This window comes from Micromonospora sp. NPDC048170, from assembly GCF_040652795.1.
In the GTDB taxonomy this organism is placed as follows: domain Bacteria; phylum Actinomycetota; class Actinomycetes; order Mycobacteriales; family Micromonosporaceae; genus Micromonospora.
In genome coordinates this window covers 58,785-78,939 of sequence record NZ_JBEZMR010000018.1, presented here as the reverse complement: position 1 = coordinate 78,939, position 20,155 = coordinate 58,785, and the positions used below count along the sequence as shown (strand labels likewise).

Annotated in this window: 15 protein-coding genes; 5 read left to right on the top strand and 10 right to left on the bottom strand. The window is 73.7% G+C overall.

What is annotated here, in order from left to right; all coding sequences use genetic code 11:
* Window positions 1–16: 16 nt before the first annotated feature.
* Window positions 17–646, bottom strand: coding sequence for an RNA polymerase sigma factor (locus tag AB0D32_RS21675; protein WP_357092890.1), 630 nt, complete (start codon window positions 644–646; stop codon window positions 17–19).
* A gap of 551 nt (window positions 647–1,197) precedes the next feature.
* Here AB0D32_RS21675 and AB0D32_RS21670 point away from each other — a divergent pair.
* Window positions 1,198–2,553 carry a protein kinase gene (locus tag AB0D32_RS21670; protein ID WP_357092887.1) on the top strand — a complete coding sequence of 452 codons (1,356 nt, stop codon included), beginning with the start codon at window positions 1,198–1,200 and terminating at the stop codon, window positions 2,551–2,553.
* 104 nt (window positions 2,554–2,657) lie between these two features.
* On the opposite strand, the gene AB0D32_RS21665 is transcribed toward AB0D32_RS21670, so the two are convergent.
* The 5 genes from AB0D32_RS21665 to AB0D32_RS21645 all read right to left on the bottom strand — a co-directional run bounded on the left by AB0D32_RS21665 (window position 2,658) and on the right by AB0D32_RS21645 (window position 8,732).
* Complete coding sequence (locus AB0D32_RS21665) at window positions 2,658–5,141, bottom strand: FtsX-like permease family protein (RefSeq protein ID WP_357092884.1); 2,484 nt, start codon at window positions 5,139–5,141, stop codon at window positions 2,658–2,660.
* The gene (locus AB0D32_RS21660; RefSeq protein WP_357092881.1) at window positions 5,138–5,932 is read right to left on the bottom strand and encodes an ABC transporter ATP-binding protein; all 795 of its coding nucleotides are present in this window, start codon (window positions 5,930–5,932) and stop codon (window positions 5,138–5,140) included. The genes AB0D32_RS21665 and AB0D32_RS21660 overlap by 4 nt, the downstream gene beginning before the upstream one ends.
* A 148-nt stretch (window positions 5,933–6,080) precedes the next feature.
* Window positions 6,081–6,746: a response regulator transcription factor gene (locus tag AB0D32_RS21655; protein ID WP_357092878.1), complete on the bottom strand. Its 666-nt coding sequence runs from the start codon at window positions 6,744–6,746 to the stop codon at window positions 6,081–6,083.
* Window positions 6,743–7,987, bottom strand: a complete 1,245-nt coding sequence (locus AB0D32_RS21650; RefSeq protein WP_357092875.1) for a histidine kinase — start codon at window positions 7,985–7,987, stop codon at window positions 6,743–6,745. The genes AB0D32_RS21655 and AB0D32_RS21650 overlap by 4 nt, the downstream gene beginning before the upstream one ends.
* A 52-nt stretch (window positions 7,988–8,039) precedes the next feature.
* Window positions 8,040–8,732: a DUF305 domain-containing protein gene (locus tag AB0D32_RS21645; protein ID WP_357092872.1), complete on the bottom strand. Its 693-nt coding sequence runs from the start codon at window positions 8,730–8,732 to the stop codon at window positions 8,040–8,042.
* 139 nt (window positions 8,733–8,871) lie between these two features.
* Here AB0D32_RS21645 and AB0D32_RS21640 point away from each other — a divergent pair, with 139 nt between their 5' ends.
* Window positions 8,872–10,323, top strand: coding sequence for a hypothetical protein (locus AB0D32_RS21640; protein ID WP_357092869.1), 1,452 nt, complete (start codon window positions 8,872–8,874; stop codon window positions 10,321–10,323).
* 78 nt (window positions 10,324–10,401) lie between these two features.
* Here the strand turns inward: AB0D32_RS21640 and AB0D32_RS21635 are convergent, their stop codons facing one another.
* The 3 genes from AB0D32_RS21635 to AB0D32_RS21625 form a co-directional block, all read right to left on the bottom strand.
* Window positions 10,402–10,623 (bottom strand): DUF2188 domain-containing protein, encoded by a 222-nt coding sequence (locus tag AB0D32_RS21635; RefSeq protein ID WP_357092866.1) that lies wholly within the window; start codon window positions 10,621–10,623, stop codon window positions 10,402–10,404.
* 137 nt (window positions 10,624–10,760) lie between these two features.
* Complete coding sequence (locus AB0D32_RS21630) at window positions 10,761–12,371, bottom strand: asparagine synthase-related protein (RefSeq protein ID WP_357092863.1); 1,611 nt, start codon at window positions 12,369–12,371, stop codon at window positions 10,761–10,763.
* A gap of 5 nt (window positions 12,372–12,376) precedes the next feature.
* Window positions 12,377–13,339: a DUF5715 family protein gene (locus AB0D32_RS21625; protein ID WP_357092860.1), complete on the bottom strand. Its 963-nt coding sequence runs from the start codon at window positions 13,337–13,339 to the stop codon at window positions 12,377–12,379.
* Window positions 13,340–13,618: 279 nt separating this feature from the next.
* On the opposite strand from AB0D32_RS21625, the gene AB0D32_RS21620 reads away from it, so the two are divergent.
* Window positions 13,619–15,415 carry a DEAD/DEAH box helicase gene (locus AB0D32_RS21620; RefSeq protein WP_357092858.1) on the top strand — a complete coding sequence of 599 codons (1,797 nt, stop codon included), beginning with the start codon at window positions 13,619–13,621 and terminating at the stop codon, window positions 15,413–15,415.
* Between the two features lie 87 nt (window positions 15,416–15,502).
* Here the strand turns inward: AB0D32_RS21620 and lon are convergent, their stop codons facing one another.
* Entirely contained in the window at window positions 15,503–17,833 is a 2,331-nt protein-coding gene (gene lon / locus AB0D32_RS21615; RefSeq protein WP_357092855.1) for an endopeptidase La, read from the bottom strand.
* A 375-nt stretch (window positions 17,834–18,208) separates the two neighbouring features.
* Between lon and AB0D32_RS21610 the strand changes: the two genes are divergently transcribed.
* Together AB0D32_RS21610 and AB0D32_RS21605 are read left to right on the top strand one after the other, a co-directional pair.
* A complete protein-coding gene (locus tag AB0D32_RS21610; protein WP_357092852.1) occupies window positions 18,209–18,556 on the top strand; it encodes an Lsr2 family protein in 348 nt (115 codons plus the stop codon).
* Window positions 18,557–18,871: 315 nt separating this feature from the next.
* On the top strand, window positions 18,872–20,122 hold the full coding sequence (locus tag AB0D32_RS21605) for an MFS transporter (protein WP_357092849.1): 1,251 nt from the start codon (window positions 18,872–18,874) through the stop codon (window positions 20,120–20,122).
* The last annotated feature ends 33 nt before the right edge of the window (window positions 20,123–20,155 follow it).

Below are 20,155 nucleotides of genomic sequence, written 5' to 3'. Positions count from 1 at the left end.
CCTGGATCCCCTCATGTCAGCCGTCCGCCGGCTCGGCGTGCGGCGCCTGCCGCCGGCCGGTACGCGGCCGGGGCGGGGCGGCGGCCTCCGGAGCGGCCGGCGACCGGGTCGGGTCGTAGCGTTCCATCAGGGCGGCGAGCCGGCGCAGCCCCCGGTGGGCAGCGGTGCGCACGGCACCGGGCCGGCGACCGAGCACCCGCCCGGCGGTCTCGGCGTCCAGCCCGACGACCGCGCGGAGCAGGACCGCCTCAGCCTCGCGGGGCGGCAGGGTGGCGATCAACGCGAGCGCCGCCTCGGTGCCGATCGTCTCCCCGGCGCGTTCGGCGGTGTCGGCGTCACCGGCCAACTCGGCGAGCGCCTGCACCGGCACCGGCACCGAGGGGCGGCGGCGTTGCCGGCGCAGGTGGTCCATCGCCCGGTTGCGGGCGATGGTGACGGTCCACGCCCGGAACTCCCCACCGGTGAAGCTGGGCAGGTCACGGGAGATCTGCAGCCAGGCCTCCGAGGCGACGTCCTCGGCGTCCGCGCCGACCAGGGCGGTCAGGTATCGGAGCAGGCCGGGCTGGAGGCTGCGGTAGAGGAAGCGGAAGGCCTCCTCGTCACCGGACTGCGCCGCCACGACAGCCTCGTTCAACTCACCCACCATGGGGCCACCGTTTCCGTACCGAGGACACGCACAGGCGGTTCACGCCGACCCGGGCGCACGCGTCGCAAGCACGGTCCGGCAGCCGGACCCGATCCCGCACCCCTCAGCCCCCCGCTGAATTGATCACGACCGGGACCGCGTCGCCCCGGACGACATGTCGGGACTCCTGCCGTGGCGGCACGGCCGGTTGGCGCAGGTGCCGCGGCGACGCCGTGGGGCGGGCCCGAGTCGGGCTAACGCTAGGAGCGCCGAGCCGATCGGGCAAGGCAGTCATGATGGGCAAAAGAGTGAGAATTATCTAGCCGTTCGGGTGGACTGTCGCTGTAACAGCACAGAGGTCCGAGACGCTCACCCCCTCGACGGGCCCCGAACGGCGACGCATTCGCCCAGCACACGGGAACCGATGGACGAATGCGTCACACATGGTCCACGGGAGGTCACCGGACTTTCCCGGCGGACCCGGGTCCCGCCGTGCCTGCCGGAGGGCCGGCACGGGTCGGGCCGCCGGTACGCAGCGCGCCGATTCCCGCCGATCTGGGTACGGTGGTGCTGTGTTGTCATCGGAGGTCGTACTCAGCGGTCGCTACCGCCTGGACGAGCGTGTCGCCACGGGCGGCATGGGCGACGTCTGGCGGGGCAAGGACCTCGTCCTCGGCCGTCAGGTCGCGGTCAAGATCCTGCTGCCGGCGCTGGTCTCCGACCCCGATTTCATCGCCCGCTTCCGCGCCGAGGCCCGGATCATGGCCGCCCTGCGCCACCCGGGCATCGTCCAGGTCTTCGACTGCGGCGAGGACGACCTGCCCGACGGCGGCCGGGCCGACTACCTGGTCATGGAGTTCGTGACCGGGCAGCCGCTGTCCAGGCGGATCGAGGCCGTCGGTCGCCTCGACGTGGCCGAGACGATGGCGATCGTGGCGCAGGTCGCGCAGGCGCTGCACGCCGCGCACCTGGGCGGGATCGTGCACCGCGACGTCAAGCCGAGCAACCTGCTGGTGCAGGAGGACGGCACCGTCGTGCTGGTCGACTTCGGCGTCGCCCGGTCGACCGACGTCACCAGCATCACCAGCACGAACGCGGTACCCGGCACCGCGCTCTACATGGCGCCTGAGCAGGCCGCCGGACGGCCGGTGTCCGGGGCGACCGACATCTACGCCCTCGGCGCCGTGACCTACTGCTGCCTCAGCGGCAGCCCACCCTTCACCGGCGACAACCCGCTCCAGGTCGCCGTGCGCCACCTCGACGACGAGCCGCCGGAGCTGCCGCACGACGTTCCGGAGGCCGTTCGCGCGCTGGTCTCCCGCGCCCTGGCCAAGGATCCGGCCGACCGGTTCAGCAGCGGGGCGACGATGGCCGAGGCCGCCCGCGCCGCCGTGTCCGATCCGTCCGCGCCGACCGCCATGGTGCCCGCAGCCGCAGCGGTGGGCAGCCTCGACTCGGACACCCGCACGGACATGCCGGTCGTCGCGACCGCCACCCGCCGGAAGCGACGTGGCACGCTGGTCGGCGCGGGCGCGGCGGTGCTGGTGGCGCTGGCGGGGCTCGGCGTGGCGCTCGGCGCGACCGGCGAGCCCGACGCCCCGGCGGTCAAGGTTCCAGAGGCGACCGTCCCGGCGCCGGAGCCGAGCGACGGCGCCGAGGCGCCGGTGAAGCGGAACGACACCCCCGACACCCGTCGGTCGTACCGGCCCACCGGCTCCACTACCAGCCCTTCGCCGACGGCCACCGCGCCTCCGGTCTCGCCCCAGCCGAGCGGGTCGGTGGCCCCGGAGTCACCGCGTCCCACCGCCACGGCCGAACCGTCGGGCACGCCGCCCCCCAGCACCGTTCCGACGCAGACCACGCCGCCGGTGGTGCCGACCGAGTCGCAGAACCCGCCGGGGGACCCGGCCAATCCGCCGGTGGTCTGACCGCCGGCACCCCGGCGGCGTGCTGGTGGTGGAGCGCCTGTAGACCCGGGCGCCGCTGGCCGGTCCCGCCGCCCGGGGTGGGCGACGGGACCGGCCGGCGGATGTCACTGGTCGCCGAGCGCCTCGACGACCGGCCGGGACAGCGCCCGGCGGGCCGGCAGCACCGAGGCGACCAGGGCGGCCACGACCGCGACCCCGAGGATCAGCCCGAGCTGCCCGACCGGCAGCACCACCGCGAAGTCGCCGCTGATCCGGCCCAGCAGGGCCATCGCGGCGGCGCTGACCCCGGTGCCGAGGCCGACCCCGAGCACCGCGCCGACCAGCGCCATCAGCACCGCCTCCACGGCCAGCATGGCCCGCATCCGACCCCGGGTCAGCCCGACCGCCCGCAGCACGGCGTTCTCCCGGGTCCGCTCCACGACCGACAGGCTCAGCGTGTTCGCGACCCCGACCAGCGCGATCACCACGGCCAGGCCGAGCAGCGCGGTGACGAAGGCGAGCAGCATGTCGACCGTGCCCGTGAGCATCTTCTTGTACGCGCCCTGGTCCATCAGGTTGGCTGTCGGATACCGGGCCACCACCGCCTCGATGGCGACCCGGGCCTGGCCGGCGGAGACCCCGTCCGCGGGGTCGATCTCCGCCAGGTAGCCCCGCTCGTCGGGGAAGAGCGCGGCGAAGTCGGCCTCCACGACCTCGATCACGTGACCGTCGGGTACGGGACTCCCGGCCAGTGCCGGCCCGTCGGCGGTGACGACCGCGGCCACCCGGAACGACCTGCCGCGCACGGTGACGGTGGAGTCCGTCGTCCAACCCCGTGCCTTGGCCAACTCCCGGTGCACCAGCACCGACCCGGGCCCGAGCCGGTCGGCGTCGCCCGCCACGACCCCCGTCAGCGTCCGGCCGACCAGGGCGGGGTGCGCGGCCCGGACCTGCACGTCGGCGGTGACGGCGCCGCGCTGCTCGTGCACCACCGCCAGCTCGGGCCGGGCGCGCAGCTCGGCCACGAGTGATGCCGGCAGGTCCCCGCCGATCCCGGTGACCAACCAGTCGACGCCGATCTCGGCGTCCACGCTGCGCTCGATGCCGTCCTTGGTGCTGCGGGCGCCCACCACGAAGGCCGACACGAGACCGATCCCGATCACCAGGGCGGTGGCGGTCGCCGCGATCCGGCGCGGGTTGCGCACGGCGTTCGCCACGGCCAGGCCGGCGGTGGCCCCGAACAGCCTGCGGGCCGGCCAGCCCAGCACCCGGACCAGCGCCGGCACGAGCACCGGGCCGAACAGCACGATCCCGAAGAAGGTGAGCACGCCACCGGCGGCCACCAGCACCACCTGGACGGCGAACGCGGCGCCGACCAGCGCGGCGATCCCGGCGGCGAAGACCAGCACGCCGACGGTCAGCCGGAGCCGGCCGGCACCCCGGGCGGGCTGGACCGCCGCGTCGGTGAGCGCGGCGACCGGGGCGACCCGGGTGCCCCGCCACGCGGGCAGCAGGGCGGCACCCATCGTGATCGCCGTGCCCAGGAGCAGGCTGACCAGCACCGTCGGCGCGGTGACGGTGAGCCCGCCGGAGACCGGCGCGTCGAGTCGCGTCATCAGCTGGTTCATGCCGCCGGCCAGGGCCACGCCGATCAGCACGCCGGCCACGGAGGCGATCAGCCCGACCAGCGCGGCTTCCAGCAGCGCGGCGCGGAACAGCTGGCCCCGGGTCGCGCCGACCAGCCGCAGCAGCGCGGTCCGCCGGGTCCGCTGGGCCAGCACGATGGCGAACGTGTTGGCGATGACGAAGCCGGCGACCACGACGGCGACTCCGGCGAAGGTCAGCAGCACCATGTTGAACTGCTGGAGGTCGCGCACCGCGTCGGTCACGGCATCGTCGAGGATGCGCTGCCGGAACTTGACGGTGGCACCGGCGCCGACTGCCTCGGTGGCCCGGTCGGCCAGTGCCTCGTCGGCCACGCCCGGCCGCGCGGCCACCATGATCCGGTCGAAGCCCCGCTGGCCGGTCACGGCGAGCGCGTCCGCGCCGACCAGGCCGATGAACGGGCCGCCGACGTCCCGGGCGCTGCCGGCCACGTCGACCGTGCCGACCAGCGTGTACGGGCGGGCCGCTCCCCCGCCGCCACCGACGCGTACTCCGGCGCCGAGGGCGAATCCCTCCTCGTCGGCGGTCTCGGCGTCCAGCACCACCTCGCCGGGGCGGTCGGGCAGCCGGCCGGACATCACGTCGTACGAGCGCAGCGCCTCGTCGACGGGGATCGCGGCGAGGACGCCGTAGCCGAGCACGGGGCGGCCGTCGGCGCCGACGATCCCGCCGGAGCCGAGCAGTTCCCCCTCGGCGGCGGCGACCCCGTCTAGGGAACGCACCTTCTCGACCAGCGCCGTCGGCAGCGGGTCGTCGGTCGCGGAGTAGACGGCGAGGTCGGTGTGCCGGTCGAACGCCCCGGCCCGGTCGTACGCGCCGGCCCGCATACCGTCGACGAACATCAGCGTGCCGGCGATGAACGCGACGCCGAGCACGATGGCCAGCGACGAGAGCATCAGGCGCAGCGCCTCGGCGCGGAGCTGGCGCAGGGTCGTCCGGATCACCGGGTCACCGCCTCGCGGCCGGCGGCCGGTACGCGCGCCCGGTCCAGGCCGGCGAGCGCGTCGAGCACCCGCTCGGCGGTCGGCGCGGTGAGGTCGCGCACCGGCCGGCCGTCGGCGAGGAAGACCACCCGGTCGGCGTGCGCGGCGGCCGACGGATCGTGGGTCACCATGATGACCGTCTGGCCGAGGGTGTCGACGGCCTCGCGGAGCAGGCGCAGCACCTCGGCGCCGGACCGCGAGTCCAGGTTGCCGGTCGGCTCGTCGGCGAAGATCACCCACGGCTTGGTGATCAGCGCGCGGGCGACCGCCACCCGCTGCTGCTGGCCGCCGGAGAGCTCGGCGGGACGGTGGCGCAGCCGGTCGGCGAGCCCCACCGCGGCGACGACCTGGCGCAGCCAGGCCTGTTCCGGCCGCCGGCCGGCGATCGCCAGGGGCAGCAGGATGTTCTCCTCGGCGGTCAGCGCCGGCAGCAGGTTGAACTTCTGGAACACGAAGCCGACCCGGTCGCGGCGCAGCAGGGTGAGCCGCCTGTCGTCGAGGCGGGCGAGGTCGGCGTCCCCGATGCGCACGCTGCCGGAGGTGGGCCGGTCCAGTCCGGCGAGGCAGTGCATGAGGGTGGACTTGCCGGAGCCGGACGGTCCCATGATGGCGGTGAAGTGGCCGGCGGCGAAGTCGGCGTCGACGCCGTCGAGGGCGACGACGGCGGCCTGGCCGGAGCCGTACCGCTTGGACAGGCCGCGGGCGGTGACCGCGACGCCGGCGGTGGCGTGGGCGGGAGGTGCGACGGACACGTGGAGCTCCCCGTGCAGATCGTGGCTGGGACGTCTCCGACGCTATGGGCGCCGCCGGCGGGCCGCGTCCACCCGCGCGCGGTGATCCCGCTGCGACCTCGGGAGCCCCTGACGGGGTGGTCCCGTACGACCTGGGTCGTAGATCGGCTCAGCCGCCGGGGGTGACCAGCCCGGTCTCGTACGCCAGCACCACGGCCTGCACCCGGTCGCGGAGTTGGAGCTTGGCGAGGATGCGCCCGACGTGGGTCTTCACGGTGGCCTCCGCGACGTGCACCCGGGCGGCGATCTCCGCGTTGGAGAGCCCCTGCGCGACCAGCAGGAGGATCTCCCGCTCGCGGTCGGTCAACTGGCCGACGCGGGGGTCCTCGGCGGGGCCCGGGCCGAGCCGGCCGGCGAACCGGTCGAGCAGCCGCCGGGTGATGGACGGGGCGACCACCGAGTCGCCCCGGGCGACCACCCGGATGGCCGCCAGCAACTCCTCCGGCGGGACGTTCTTGAGCAGGAATCCGCTGGCGCCGGCCTGGAGCGCGGCGAAGGCGTCCGCCTCGGTGTCGAAGGTGGTGAGCACCAGCACCCGGGGCGGACCGGCGGGACTGTCCAGGCAGATCCGGCGGGTCGCCTCGACGCCGTCCATGGTCGGCATCCGGACGTCCATCACCACGACGTCGGCCTCGACGCGGGCCAGCAGCCGCAGGGCGTCGGCCCCGTCGATCGCCTCGCCGACGACCTCCAGGTCCGGCTGGGAGTCGAGCACCATCCGGAAACCGGCGCGGACCAGCGCCTGGTCGTCCACGATCACCACGCGGACCGTCATGCCGCCGTCACCTCCGTCGTCCCGGACGTCGACGGTAGCGGTAGCCGTGCCTCCACCTGCCAGCCCCCGGCGAGTCGTGGCCCGGCGGTGAGGGTGCCGTCGTACACGCCGACCCGCTCGCGCATGCCCACCAGGCCGTGCCCGCCGGACGGGGCGGGGCTGACCGGCGGTTGGCCGCGCCCGTCGTCGACCACCCGGACCACGACGGCGTCGTCGGCGTTGGCGAGGGTGACCTCGACGCCGGCGCCGACCCCGGCGTGCTTGAGCGCGTTGGTGAGGCCCTCCTGCACCACCCGGTAGACGGTCAGCTCCAGCCCGGGCGGCATCGGCGCCGGCTCCCCGGTGACCGTGTGCCGGATCTGGAGGCCGGCGGCGCGGAAGCGGCCGAGCAGGGCGGGCAGCTCGGCCAGCGCCAGCCGGCGGTGCTCCGGGTCGGCGGTCACCCCGGCACCGCCGGGCCCACCCGCCGCGCCCAGGCCGGCCCCCGTGTCCGGCGCGCTGGGCTCCCGCAGTACGCCGACCAGCCGGCGCATCTCCTCCAGCGCCTGCCGGCCGGTGTCGGCGACCACCTTGACCGCCTGGCGGGCGGTCTCCGGGTCCCGGTCGAGCGTGAACCGCGCCCCGTCGGCCTGCACGATCATCACGGCCATGCTGTGCGCCACCACGTCGTGCAACTCCCGGGCGATGCGGGTGCGTTCCCCGGCGACGGCGGCACGAGCCTCCGCCTCGCGTTCCCGTTCCAGGGTGGCGGCCCGTTCCTCCAGGCTGAGCACGTAGAACCGGCGGGTCCGCACGTTCAGCCCGACCAGCCAGACCGCTCCGGTGACCAGCCCGTAGTAGATCGCCGCGCCCCACCAGCTGATGGCCCCCTGGGTCTGGAGGGCGGCGAGCACGACCCCGACGGCGGCCCCGATCCCGGCGATGACGCCGTCACGGAGCCGGTCGGCGTACTTGACCACGCTGTAGAGGGCGATCAGCACCGCGACGTCGTAGGCCAGCGGCCCCCACCCGGCGGCCACCTGCGCCAGTGCGAGCGTCGCCACCACGGCGGCGACCGCCGACGGGCGGGTACGGCGGAACAGCAGCGCCACCGCCATCGCGGCGCCGACCAGGGTGGCCTTCCAGCCGCCGGGCTGGTTCGCCGCGCCGGCAAGGCCGAGGAGCGCCGGCGAGGCGGCGACGAAGACGTCGAAGGCGACGCTGCGCACGGGACGACCGAGGATCGTGCGGTTCACGGTCACCCAGCGTACGTGCCACAGGTCAGGGGCTCCTCCGCCGCGGGCCCGGCACCCCTCAGGCCAGCAGGTCGCGCATCCGGTCGACCTCGACGGTCTGCTCGGTGGCGACGGAGTTGGCGAACTCCGAGAGGGTGAGGTCGGCGCCGACCTTGAGCAGGTCGGTGGCCATCTGGACCGCGCCCTGGTGGTGCTCCGTCATCATCCGCACGAAGAGCCGGTCGAACTCGGCGCCCCGCGCCGCCGCGAGCTGCCGGAGCGCCTCGGGGGTCTGCATTCCCCGCATGCCGGCGTGGTCGTGCCCGGCCACCTCGGTGGAGAGGCCCCGGGCCTGGAGCCAGCCCCGCATCAGGCTGATCTCCGGCCCCTGGCTGGCCCGGATCCGCTCGGCGAGGGCACGCAGGGCCGGGTTGCCGGCACGGTCGGGGGCCAGCTCCGCCATCTCGAGCGCCTGGGCGTGGTGCGGGATCATCATCCGGACGAACCAGACGTCCATCGAGTTGTGCCGGGCCGTGTTGGCGTCGCGCATCTCCTCGGCGGGCCGGATCGCGGCGGTCTCGCCAGGCCGACCGGGAACGATCACGTCGGGTCGGGGCGGGCCGGTCGGTGTGGCCGTGGGGGCGGGGGTGGCGGCGGATCCCGCCGGGGCGGCGGTCGGGCTGCCACCCGTGAACGACAGGACGACAGCCACCACCGCCAGCACGAGCGCGGATGTGACGACAGCCAGGATCCGGGTGCGGCGGTCGGTCATGGCGACTCCCCCCTCGTAGAGGTCGTGGCGATCGTAACCATCGATACCGAAGCTCAAATGTGATGCGCGTCACATTGATGGAACTCATTGGACTGTAAGGTGTGCCCCAATCGTCATCCCCTCCCGAAGGGCCTCGCCGATGACCAGTCTCCGCACTCTGCGGGCCCGGCGGCTCACCACGGTGAGCCTGGCCGCGGCCGGCCTCCTCCTCGCCAGCGTCGCCGCCGCCCCGCCCGGCAGTGCCGGCGCGACGGCGCGCTCGGCTCCATCGGCCACGGTGGACACCACCAACACCATCCCCGGCGTCGACGAGATCGTCAGCAGCCCCAACCTCCGGCAGGTCGCCAACCTGCCGAAGCAGGCCCCGCTGGACGCCACGAACAGCGATCTCTCGTTCCAGGGCCGCTACGCCTTCGCCGGCAACTACAACGGCTTCGTCATCTACGACATCGCCCGGCCGACCGCGCCGACCGTGGTGGCGCAGGTGTACTGCCCCGGGTCGCAGAACGACATCTCCGTCCACGGTGACCTGCTCTTCCTCTCCACCGACTCCTCGCGCAGCGACGACTCCTGCAACAGCACCAGCGCGCCGGCCACGGCGAAGGAGTCCTGGGAGGGCATCAAGGTCTTCGACATCAGCGACAAGGCCAACCCGCGCTACGTCAAGGCGGTCGAGACGGCCTGCGGCTCGCACACCCACACCCTCGTGCCGGGCAAGGACCGCAAGACGGTCTACCTGTACGTCTCCTCGTACAGCCCGCGGGCGGAGTTCCCCGACTGCCAGCCCCCGCACGACTCCATCTCCATCGTCAAGGTGCCGCTGCGGTCGCCGACCGACGCGGCGGTGGTGGCCACCCCGAACCTCTTCCCCGACGGCGGCTACGAGGGCCGTCCCGGCGGCTCGGCGACCACCGGCTGCCACGACATCACCGCCTACCCGGAGAAGAACCTCGCCGCCGGCGCCTGCATGGGTGACGGCATCCTGATGGACATCTCGAACCGGGAGGCCCCACGGCTGATCAACCGGGTCCGGGACACCGTCAACTTCGCGTTCTGGCACTCGGCCACGTTCAACAACGCCGGCAACAAGGTGATCTTCACCGACGAGCTGGGCGGCGGCGGCGCGGCCACCTGCAACGAGACCATCGGCCCCGACCGGGGCGCCGACGCCATCTACGACATCACCGGTCGCGGTGACGCCCGGAAGATGGTGTTCCGCAGCTACTACAAGATCCCCCGGATGAACGCCGACACCGAGAACTGCGTGGCGCACAACGGCTCGCTGATCCCCGTGCTCGGGCGCGACATCATGGTCCAGGCGTGGTACCAGGGCGGCATCTCCGTCTGGGACTTCACCGACTCGGCCAACCCCAAGGAGATCGCGTTCTGGGAGCGGGGCCCGCTGTCGGCCGACCGGCTGACCGGCGGCGGTTCCTGGTCCGCGTACTACTACAACGGCTACATCTACTCCAACGACATGGTCAAGGGCCTCGACGTCCTGAAGCTGACCGACTGGCGGACCTGGACGGCGAACCTCGTCCGGTACCGCGAGCTGAACGCGCAGACCCAGCCCAGCTACCTGAGCTGGTAGTCGCACCCCGCGCCGACGGGCCCGGCCCCCCACGGGGGCCGGGCCCGTTCGTGTCCACTACGGACGGGGCGGCGGTGCTCAGCCGGCCGGCGGGTACGGATCGTCCTGGTAGGTGTACTCCGTCTCGATCCTGCCGTCGGAGGTGTGCACCACGAGTTGGCTCGGCTCGTTGCCGTGCGCCGCCCGACGCCCCTCCTCGACGGCTCGCTGCTTGGTGTCGAACGTACCGACGACCTGGTTGCCCTGCTCGACCTTCCAGCCGCCACCGTTCGGCACGACGTGGTATTCGTTGCGCTTCATGTCAGTCACCCGCCTCTCGGTCAGCCACGGGGATACCCGGGCCCCCGGGACGGAAAACCCTCCTCGATGGACGACCGTTCGCCGCCGCCGGGGCGTCCAACGGCCAGGCGGCGGCGAGTCCGGTCCGGGGCGGCCGGTCACCCCGGCAGCGGTGCCTCGTCGCCCCGGGTGCGGCGCGGCCCGACCAGCCGGCGCACCATCGGCGCGGCGTTCCACTTCGCCGCCCCCACCAGGTCGCGGGCGTGCTCCAGCACCGTGTAGTCGGGCCGGGCCCGGCCGTCGGCGAGAGCCCGGTCGAGGTCGTTGCCGCACCGGGTAAGCACGCTGTCGAAGTCCCGGCGCACCGGTTCGAGCAGGTGGTAGCCGAACGAGCGGTGCAGTCGGGCGAAGAACGGCTTGTAGAGCCGGGCCCGCTCGTGCAGCCCCGAGGAGTACGACATCGGGTTCTTCGGCCGGCGCCGGACGTAGTCGGGCAGCAGGTCGGCGAAGGCCCGCCGGACGATCCACTTCTCCTGCCCCTCGCGCATCTTCAGCCCGATCGGCAGCCGCATCGCCAGCTCGACCAGGCTCAGGTCGAGGAACGGCACGCGGGCCTCCACCCCGTGCCCCATGCTGGCCCGGTCGACGCGCTGCAACTCCGTACGGCAGAGGTTGCGGATCTTGTGCAGGAAGAGCCTCCGGGACGCCTCGGGGCCGACCTCGTGGTACATCGGGTAGCCGCCGAACAGCTCGTCCGAGCCGTCCCCGGTGAGCACCACCTTCACGCCCAGCTCGCGCAGCCGACGGAACAGCGGCACGGTGACGACCGCGTTGATGATGTCGCCGTACTCGGTCAGCTCGGACATCCGGATGGCGTCCCGGATGTCGGCGAGCCGGATGTCACGGGGACGCACCTCGATCACCTCGTGCGGCACCCCCAGGTCCTTCGCGAGCCGCCGCGCGTACGCCACGTCGGGGCTGTCCGGCACGCCGACCGTGACCGCGACGCAGTCCGGGTGCATCTCGCGCACGTGCAGCAGGGCCAGCGAGCTGTCCAGCCCGCCGGAGAGCACCACCCCCACGGTGAGGTCGGTGTCCACCCGCATCCGGATGCTGTCGGTGAGGGCGGCCCGGACGAGCAGGGCGGCCTCGTCCGGGTCGTCCACCACCGGCAGCCCGTCGCCAAGGGCGAGCAGGTCGACGTACGCGCGCAGCCGGACCGGCCCGTCGGGCTCGGCCCAGCCGTGGTGCCCGGGCGGCACCTCGGCGATCGGTGCGCGATGCCCCACCAGCGCCTTGACCTCGCTGGCGACGTGCAGGCAGCCGGGCGTCCGGGCCCAGTACAGCGGCTTGACGCCGAGCGGGTCGCGGACCAGGTAGGCCCGGCCGGTGGCCCGTTCCACGACGGCGAAGGCGTACTCGCCGCGCAGCCGGGTCACCATGCCCTCGCCCCACCGCAGGAACGCCGCGAGCACCACCTCGGTGTCGCTGGTGCCGCGGAATCGGTGCCCCAGCCCGACCAGTTCCGCGCGCAGCTCGTGGTGGTTGAAGACCTCGCCGTTGTAGCAGAGCAGCCACCGCTCGTCGGCGGAGGCCCATGGTTGCACGGCGCGTTCCCGGTCCACGATCCGCAGCCGTCGGGTGCCGGCGAGCAGGCCGTTCTCGTAGCGAGCCTCGGTGACCTCGCCCCGTGGGGCGAGGGTGGCGAGCATCCGCCGGAAGGTCGTCGGATCGGCTTCGGGGCCGAGGCTCAACGCGATGCCGCACACCGGACTCAGACCCCCATCTCGGCTTCGTACGCCCGGCGCAGCCGCCGCCGCGCCGTCGGCGCGAGGCAGAGGTGCCACGCCTGCCCCTCGTCGACCACGTTGATCTCGCCAGCCTGCTGCCTGGCCAGCAGCAGCTCGGCCAGGGTGTCCCGGACGCCGAACCGGCCGAACCACTCCATCTCGACGTCGACCGCCCAGCCGAGGCAGTGGCCGCTGGGCACCATGGCGGCGTACCCGAGTCGGCGCAGCCGGTGCTGGTGCTCGGCGCTGCGGACCAGGCTGGTCACCCACAGCGGCGGGGTGGCGGGCGGGGCACTGGCGGCGAACTGCCGGGCGACGTCGTTGAGCAGCGCCACCACCTCGCGGCGGGCCCGCCGGAAGCGCAGACCGGCGGTACGCGGCGTGGCGTCGGGCCGCAGCCGGCGCTGTGCCGCCCGCAGCCCGCGCCGCAGCAGTGTCCGCGGCTGCTCGGTGTACCGGAAGCGCAGCAGGTCCCGCCGGCGCAGCCACTCCAGGTCCACCAGGTCGCCGCTCGCGTCGACCTGGGCGTCGGTGAGGAAGGTGGCAGCGTCGCGCCACCACATCACGTCGATGCGGGAGAGCAGGTAGATCCGGACCAGCGCGGTGAGGTCGGCGGCGGAGCTGCGCGCGTTCGGCTCGTATCGGGCCATCTCCAGCAGCAGCGTCTCGCGGGCGCCGACCAGCCCCTGCGGGGTGGCGTCGAGCACGGCGGCGATCGCCGGCTCGCGCAGCCGGTCGTCGATCAGCACCTGCCGGGCGGCGGTGCAGGACGCCCCGGCCAGGGCGCCGACCTCGACCAGCAACTCGGCCACGGCCGCCCGGTACGCGTCGAGGTCCGGCGCGGCGGCGGGCCGCGGCGGCGTGGCGGACGCGCGCCGCCGGGCCGGGGCGGCGGGGGTGACGGAGGAACCGGGCTGCTGTCCCGGGCTTCGGCTGGGCACTCGCATTGGTCGGGTCCTCTCTCCCGTCATGACACCACTGGGTGCATCGCCCTGCACACACGGTAATCACGTCGGACGGGATGAGTGCGAACAATCCTCCTATCTACTTCCAAGGGGCGGCCGACGGTCGCCGCCGGGCACGAACGGTCACGCTCGGGACGCCGTGGACCAGTTCGACCGTACGCACGCCGCCGGGCCAGCCCGCCGGACCTCGCCGGACCCGCGCGGGCGGCTGTGGTGCCGGTCGGCGAAACGGCGTCGCGGCGGTGATGAAAAGCTTGCGGCATGAGTTCCGCACCCGTACGGCACGACCCGACCACCGAGCCCGGCTCCGACACCCTCGACAACACGAGCGCCTTCGCGGATCTCGGGCTGCGCGCCGAGTTGCTGGGCGCGCTGTCCGCCCTCGGCTACGAGGAGCCCACTCCGATCCAACGGGAGGCGATCCCGCCCCTGCTGGCCGGTCGGGACCTGCTGGGCCAGGCCGCGACGGGTACGGGCAAGACGGCCGCCTTCGCCCTGCCGCTGTTGCAGCGGATGCCGGACGACCGGCCCGGCCACGCCCCGGTGTCGCTCGTGCTGGTGCCCACCCGCGAACTCGCGGTGCAGGTCTCCGAGGCGTTCCACCGCTACGGCAAGGACCTGGGCACGCGGGTGCTGCCGATCTACGGCGGGCAGCCGATCGGCCGGCAGTTGCGCGCCCTGGACTCCGGGGTCGACGTCGTGGTCGCCACGCCGGGCCGCGCGCTGGACCACATCGCCCGGGGCACGCTGGACCTGGGCTCGCTGGCCACGGTCGTGCTCGACGAGGCCGACGAGATGCTCGACATGGGTTTCGCCGAGGACATCGAGGCGATCCTGGAGCACGCGCCGGAACAGCGGCAGACGGTGCTCTTCTCGGCGACGATGCCGGCGCGCATCGACGGGCTGGCCCGCAAGCACCTGACGGACCCGGTGCGCATCCTCATCGCCCGCGAGCAGCCGGTGGCCGGCGAGGCGCCCCGGGTGCGGCAGAGCGCGTACATCGTCGCCCGGGCGCACAAGCCGGCGGCACTGGGCCGGGTGCTGGACGTCGAGTCCCCCACCGCGGCGATCGTCTTCTGCCGCAGCCGGGAGGAGGTCGACCGGCTCACCGAGACCATGAACGGCCGGGGCTACCGGGCCGAGGCGCTGCACGGCGGGATGAGCCAGGAGCAGCGCGACCGGGTGATGGGCCGGCTGCGCACGGGCACCGCGGACCTGCTGGTGGCCACCGACGTGGCCGCCCGCGGCCTGGACGTCGAGCAGCTCACCCACGTGGTCAACTACGACGTCCCGTCGGCCCCCGAGTCGTACGTGCACCGGATCGGCCGGGTGGGCCGGGCCGGACGGGAGGGCGTGGCGATCACGCTGGCCGAGCCGCGTGAGCACCGGATGCTCAAGACCATCGAACGGGTCACCGGGCAGCGGATCAGCATCGACAAGATCCCGACGGTGGCGGACATGCGCACCCGACGGTTGGAGCTGACCCAGGGCGCCCTGCGGGAGAGCCTGCTGGAGGACGACCTCGACCCGTACCGGGCGATCGTGGAGTCGCTGACCGACGAGTTCGACCTGGTGGAGGTGGCCCTCGCGGCGGTGAAGCTGGCACACGAGGCGACGTCGCCGGGCTCGGACGACGAGGAGGAGATCCCCCAGATTCCCGTCCGGGGCCCGCGCGAGGGGCGGCCGGAGGCCGGCGGCCGGGGCGAGCGCCGCGCCGGTGGCCGCCCGCGCGCCGGCGGCACCACCCAGGTCTTCATCGGGCTGGGCCGGCGCGCCGGGGTCCGCCCGCAGGATCTGGTGGGCGCGATCACCGGCGAGACCGGAGTCAGCGGCCGGGACATCGGCTCCATCGAGATCGCCGACCGGTTCTCGCTGGTGGAGGTGCCCCAGAGCGTCGCCGACGAGGTGATCGCGGGGCTGCGCGGCAGCACCATCAAGGGCCGCAAGGCGACCGTACGCCGCGACCGTGACGGCGACGGGGGCGGCGAGCGCCGCTTCGACGGGGCCGACCGGCGCGAGCGCCGCGACCGGGACTTCGACCGGCGCGACCGCCGCTGAGCCGGTGCAGGGACAAGCACCTTCCTCACGCCTCGGCGCGGGGACCCCTGCTGGCGCCTGGCGTCAGCAGGGGTCCTTCCGCACGCCTCAGGCGGCGGTGAGGGCCGGGTCGGGGCGGCTGTCGGCGTCGGCCGGGCGCAGCGCCAGGGCGAGCACGTCGGCGACGTCGGCCGGGGTGTGCACGGTCAGTGCCTCCCGGACCTCGGCGGGCAGGTCGTCGAGGTCCGGCTCGTTGCGGGCCGGGATGACGACCTCGGTCAGGCCGGCCCGGTGGGCGGCGAGCAGCTTCTGCTTCACCCCGCCGATGGGCAGCACCCGGCCGGAGAGGGTCACCTCGCCGGTCATCCCGAACTCGGGCCGCACCGGCCGGCCGCTGGCCAGCGACGCCAGGGCGGTGACCATGGTGATGCCCGCGCTGGGGCCGTCCTTGGGCACCGCGCCCGCCGGCACGTGCAGGTGGATCCGCCGCCCGGCCAGGGCGTTCGGGTCGAGTCCGAGCCGGCGCCCGTTGGAGCGCAGGTACGACAGCGCGATGTGCGCGGACTCCTTCATCACGTCGCCGAGCTGGCCGGTCAGGGTCAGCCCCGGCTCGCCCTCCATGCTGGTGGCCTCGATGAAGAGCACGTCGCCGCCGGCCCCGGTGACCGCCAGGCCGGTGGCCACGCCGGGCACCGCCGTCCGCTCCGCCGACTCCGGGGTGAACTTCGGCCGACCGAGGTAGGTGGCGAGGTTGCCGGTGTCGACGCGGACGGGCGCCGGGTCGGTGGCCAGGGCCACCGCGACCTTGCGGAGGATCTTCGCCAGCGCCCGTTCGAGCTGCCGCACGCCGGCCTCCCGGGTGTACTCGCCGGCGATCCGGGCGAGGGCGTCGTCGGCGACGCCGACCTCCTCGGCGGTCAGCCCGGCCCGCTCCCGCTGCCGGGGCAGCAGGTGGTCCCGGGCGATGGCGACCTTCTCCTCCTCGGTGTACCCGTCGAGGGTGACCAGTTCCATCCGGTCCAGCAGCGGGCCGGGGCTGGCCTCCACCACGTTGGCGGTGGCCAGGAAGAGCACGTCGGACAGGTCGAGGTCGACCTCGAGGTAGTGGTCGCGGAAGGTGTGGTTCTGCGCCGGGTCGAGCACCTCCAGCAGGGCGGCGGCCGGGTCGCCGGAGTAGCCGGCGGCGAGCTTGTCGACCTCGTCGAGCAGCACGACCGGGTTCATCGAGCCGGCCTCACGCAGGGCGCGCACGATCCGCCCTGGCAGCGCGCCGACGTAGGTGCGCCGGTGGCCGCGGATCTCGGCCTCGTCGCGCACGCCGCCGAGGGAGACCCGGACGAAGTTGCGACCGAGGGCGCGGGCGATCGACTCGCCGAGGCTGGTCTTGCCGACGCCGGGCGGGCCGGCGAGGGCGAGCACCGCGCCGGAGCCCCGGCCGCCGACGACGCCGAGGTTGCGCTCGGCCCGCCGGTTGCGTACGGCGAGGTACTCCAGGATGCGGTCCTTCACGTCGGCGAGCCCGGCGTGGTCGGCGTCGAGCACGGCGCGGGCCGCGGCCAGGTCCGTGCTGTCCTCGGTACGGGTGCCCCACGGCATCTCCAGCACCGTGTCGAGCCAGGTCCGGATCCAGCCTGCCTCCGGGGAGGCGTCGCTGGCCCGTTCCAGCTTGCCGACCTCGCGCAGCGCCGCCTCGCGGACCTTGTCGGGCAGCTCGGCGGCCTGCACACGGGCCCGGTAGTCGGCGGAGCCGTCCGGTTCCTCCTCGCCGAGTTCCTTGCGGATGGCGGAGAGCTGTTGGCGAAGCAGGAACTCCCGCTGGGACTTCTCCAGCCCCTCGCGGACGTCGGTGCTGATCTGCTCGGCGATCTCCTGCTCGGCCAGGTGATCCCGCACCCAGCCGACGAGCAGTTCCAGCCGGGCCGTGACGTCCCGGGCGGCGAGCAGTTCGGTCTTCTGGGCGAGGCTGAGCCAGGACACGTAGCCGGCCGAGTCGGCCAGCTCGGAGAGGTCGGTCATCCGCTCCATCGCGTCGATGACCTGCCAGGCGCCGCGCTGCTGGAGCACGGACGTCATCAGGGCGCGGTACTCGCGGGCCAGTTCGCGGGCTCGGCCGGCGGGGACGGGCTCGTCGAGCTCGGTCGCCTCGACCCAGAGGGCGGCGCCGGGACCGGGCACGCCGGAGCCGATCCGGGCGCGGGACAGGCCGCGGACGACGGCGGCCGGTTCGCCGCTGGGCAGCCGGCCGACCTTCTCGATGGTGGCGACCGCGCCGACGGGGCCGTACTCGCCGTCGAGGCGGGGCACGGCGAGCAGTTTGTGGTCACCGGTGGCGCGGGCCGCGTCGACGGCGGCCTGGGTGGTCGGGTCGAGGGTCACCGGGATCACCATGCCGGGCAGGAGCACGGCGTCGGTCAGGGGAAGTACCGGGAGAGTTGCCATCGAACACCTGCTATCGCGTTGAGTTGAGCGTGTCCAACTCAAGTAACAAAGCGTTCCCCTTGTTCCGGGTTGTGACCCAGGACACGTAACAGCGGCGCAGTGCCGCCGGGATCACGAGCAGGCACCCGAGCAGAAACGCACGCGAAGCGGATGACGGCAGCGCCGCCACGCGAGTTGCGAAGCTCCACACCGGCCCGAGCGGGTGGCACCGGCCGACCAGGCCGGGCCGATCGGCGACCGAACGGGCTTTGCGCCGAGCCGTTTTCCCGCGATAGCGCGACTCGCCGAAATAAGGACGACGCGCATTGTTGCGGATTCACCATGGGATAGGTCAAACTTTGACCACACCCCGCCCCACACAGGGAGTAATTGACGATGGCGAGAAAAGTAATCACGGTCCTGACCGACGACCTCGACGGTGGAAAGGCAGACCGGACCGTCGAGTTCAGTCTGGACGGCGTGGCCTACACCATCGACGTCTCCGACGAGAACGCGGGTGTGCTGCGCAAGGCCCTCGACCCGTACATCAACGCTGGCCGGCGAATCGGTCGCGGATCCGTCGACACCGGGCGGGGACCTCGCCGGGCAGGCGCGTCGGGCGGCTCGGGAATGGACCGGGAGCAGAACCGGGCCATCCGGGAATGGGCCACCAAGAACGGCTACAAGATTTCCGAGCGCGGCCGCATCCCGGTCGAGGTCGTGGAGGCGTACAAGAACCGCTGACCGGCACCGGGCTCGCGCTCGGGCTCACGCGGGGTCACGCTGAGGAATCAGCGTGACCCCGCCGGTCTTTTCCCACGGCAGTCCATTCGCACGGCCCGCACCCCGTCGCGGCTCATTCTCGGCCGGGTCCATTCGCCGCTTCGACGCAGGCGGGGGGTCAGGCCGCTCCGGATCGGCCGGCATCGAACCCCCATCGGCCGGGCGTCCGTGATCATCGCCACGATCGCACAGACACGACGCAGATCGCCGCACTTCGCGAGTGTAATGAGCGACAGCTTTGTCGAGCATTACATGCACGGATCACGGGGGTGGCGGATGACGCGATGGTGGAGCCAGACAGCCGGCGGGTTGCCCCGCACCTTCTGGCACCTCTGGACGGCCACGCTGATCAACCGCCTCGGCAGTTTCGTCGCCATCTACCTCGGCGTATATCTGGTGACGGTACGCGACCTCAGCCCCGCGTACGCCGGGATCGTGATCGGGTTGCACGGGGCCGGCGGCGCGGCCGGGGGCGTGCTCGGCGGAATCGTCGCGGACCGGTGGGGCCGGCGGCCGGCCATGCTCGGCGGGAACGTGGCCGCCGCGGCGGCGGCGGTGGCGCTCGGCCTGAGCGGGCACCCGGTGACGATCGCGGCCCTGACGCTGCTGCTCGGGCTCTTCCTGGGCGTCGCCCGGCCCGCCTTCACGGCGACCATCATCGACGTGGTGGGCGAACGGGACCGGCTGCGCGCGCTGACGCTCAACTACTGGGCGATCAACATCGGGTTCGCCGTCGCCGCGACCGTTGCCGGCCTGCTGATCCGGGTCGACCCGCTGCTGCTGTTCGCGATCAACGCGGCGGTGCTGCTCGGCACCGCCGCCCTGATCGGCCTGAAGGTGCCCGAGTCGCGCCCCGCCGCGGTGACCGTCGGGCAGTTCACCCGCGCCGACTCCGGCGGGCTCGGCACCGTGCTGCGGGACCGGGTCTTCCTGACCTTCACCGCCCTCACCGGGCTGGCCTGGCTCTGCATCCAGGCCAGCGTGATGCTGCCCGTGGCGTTGCAGGACGACGGCCTGCCGGCATCGGCGTACGGGCCGGTCATCGCGGTCAACGGCGTGATGATCGTGCTGGGGCAGCTCTTCGTGCCCCGGCTGGTCGGCCGCTTCGACCGGTCCCGCACCATCGCGGTCGCAGTCGTGGTGATCGGTGTCGGCTTCGCCCTGACCGCGCTGGCCGACACCGTCTGGTTCTACGCGCTCACGGTGGCCGTCTGGACGCTGGGCGACATGCTCATGACCCCGTCGAACTCGGCGCTGACCGCGGACCTGGCGCCGGCCGCTCAGCGCGGCCGATACCAGGGCGTCTATTCGCTCGGTTTCGCGTTCGCCAGCTTCGCCGGGCCGACGCTGGGCGGGCTGGTCGCCGCCCGGTTCTCCACCGACGCCCTCTGGCTGGGGCTGTTCGGGCTGGCCCTGCTGGTGGCCGCCGGCAACCTCGCGGCGGCCCGGCCCCGGGCCCGGCGGATCGCCGCGCTGCGGGCCGCCGCGACGCCGGCCGCCCCGCGGGAGGCGGCGACGCTGTCGTGAGCGCGTGCCGGGCCGAGAACTGCTGGCGCGAGG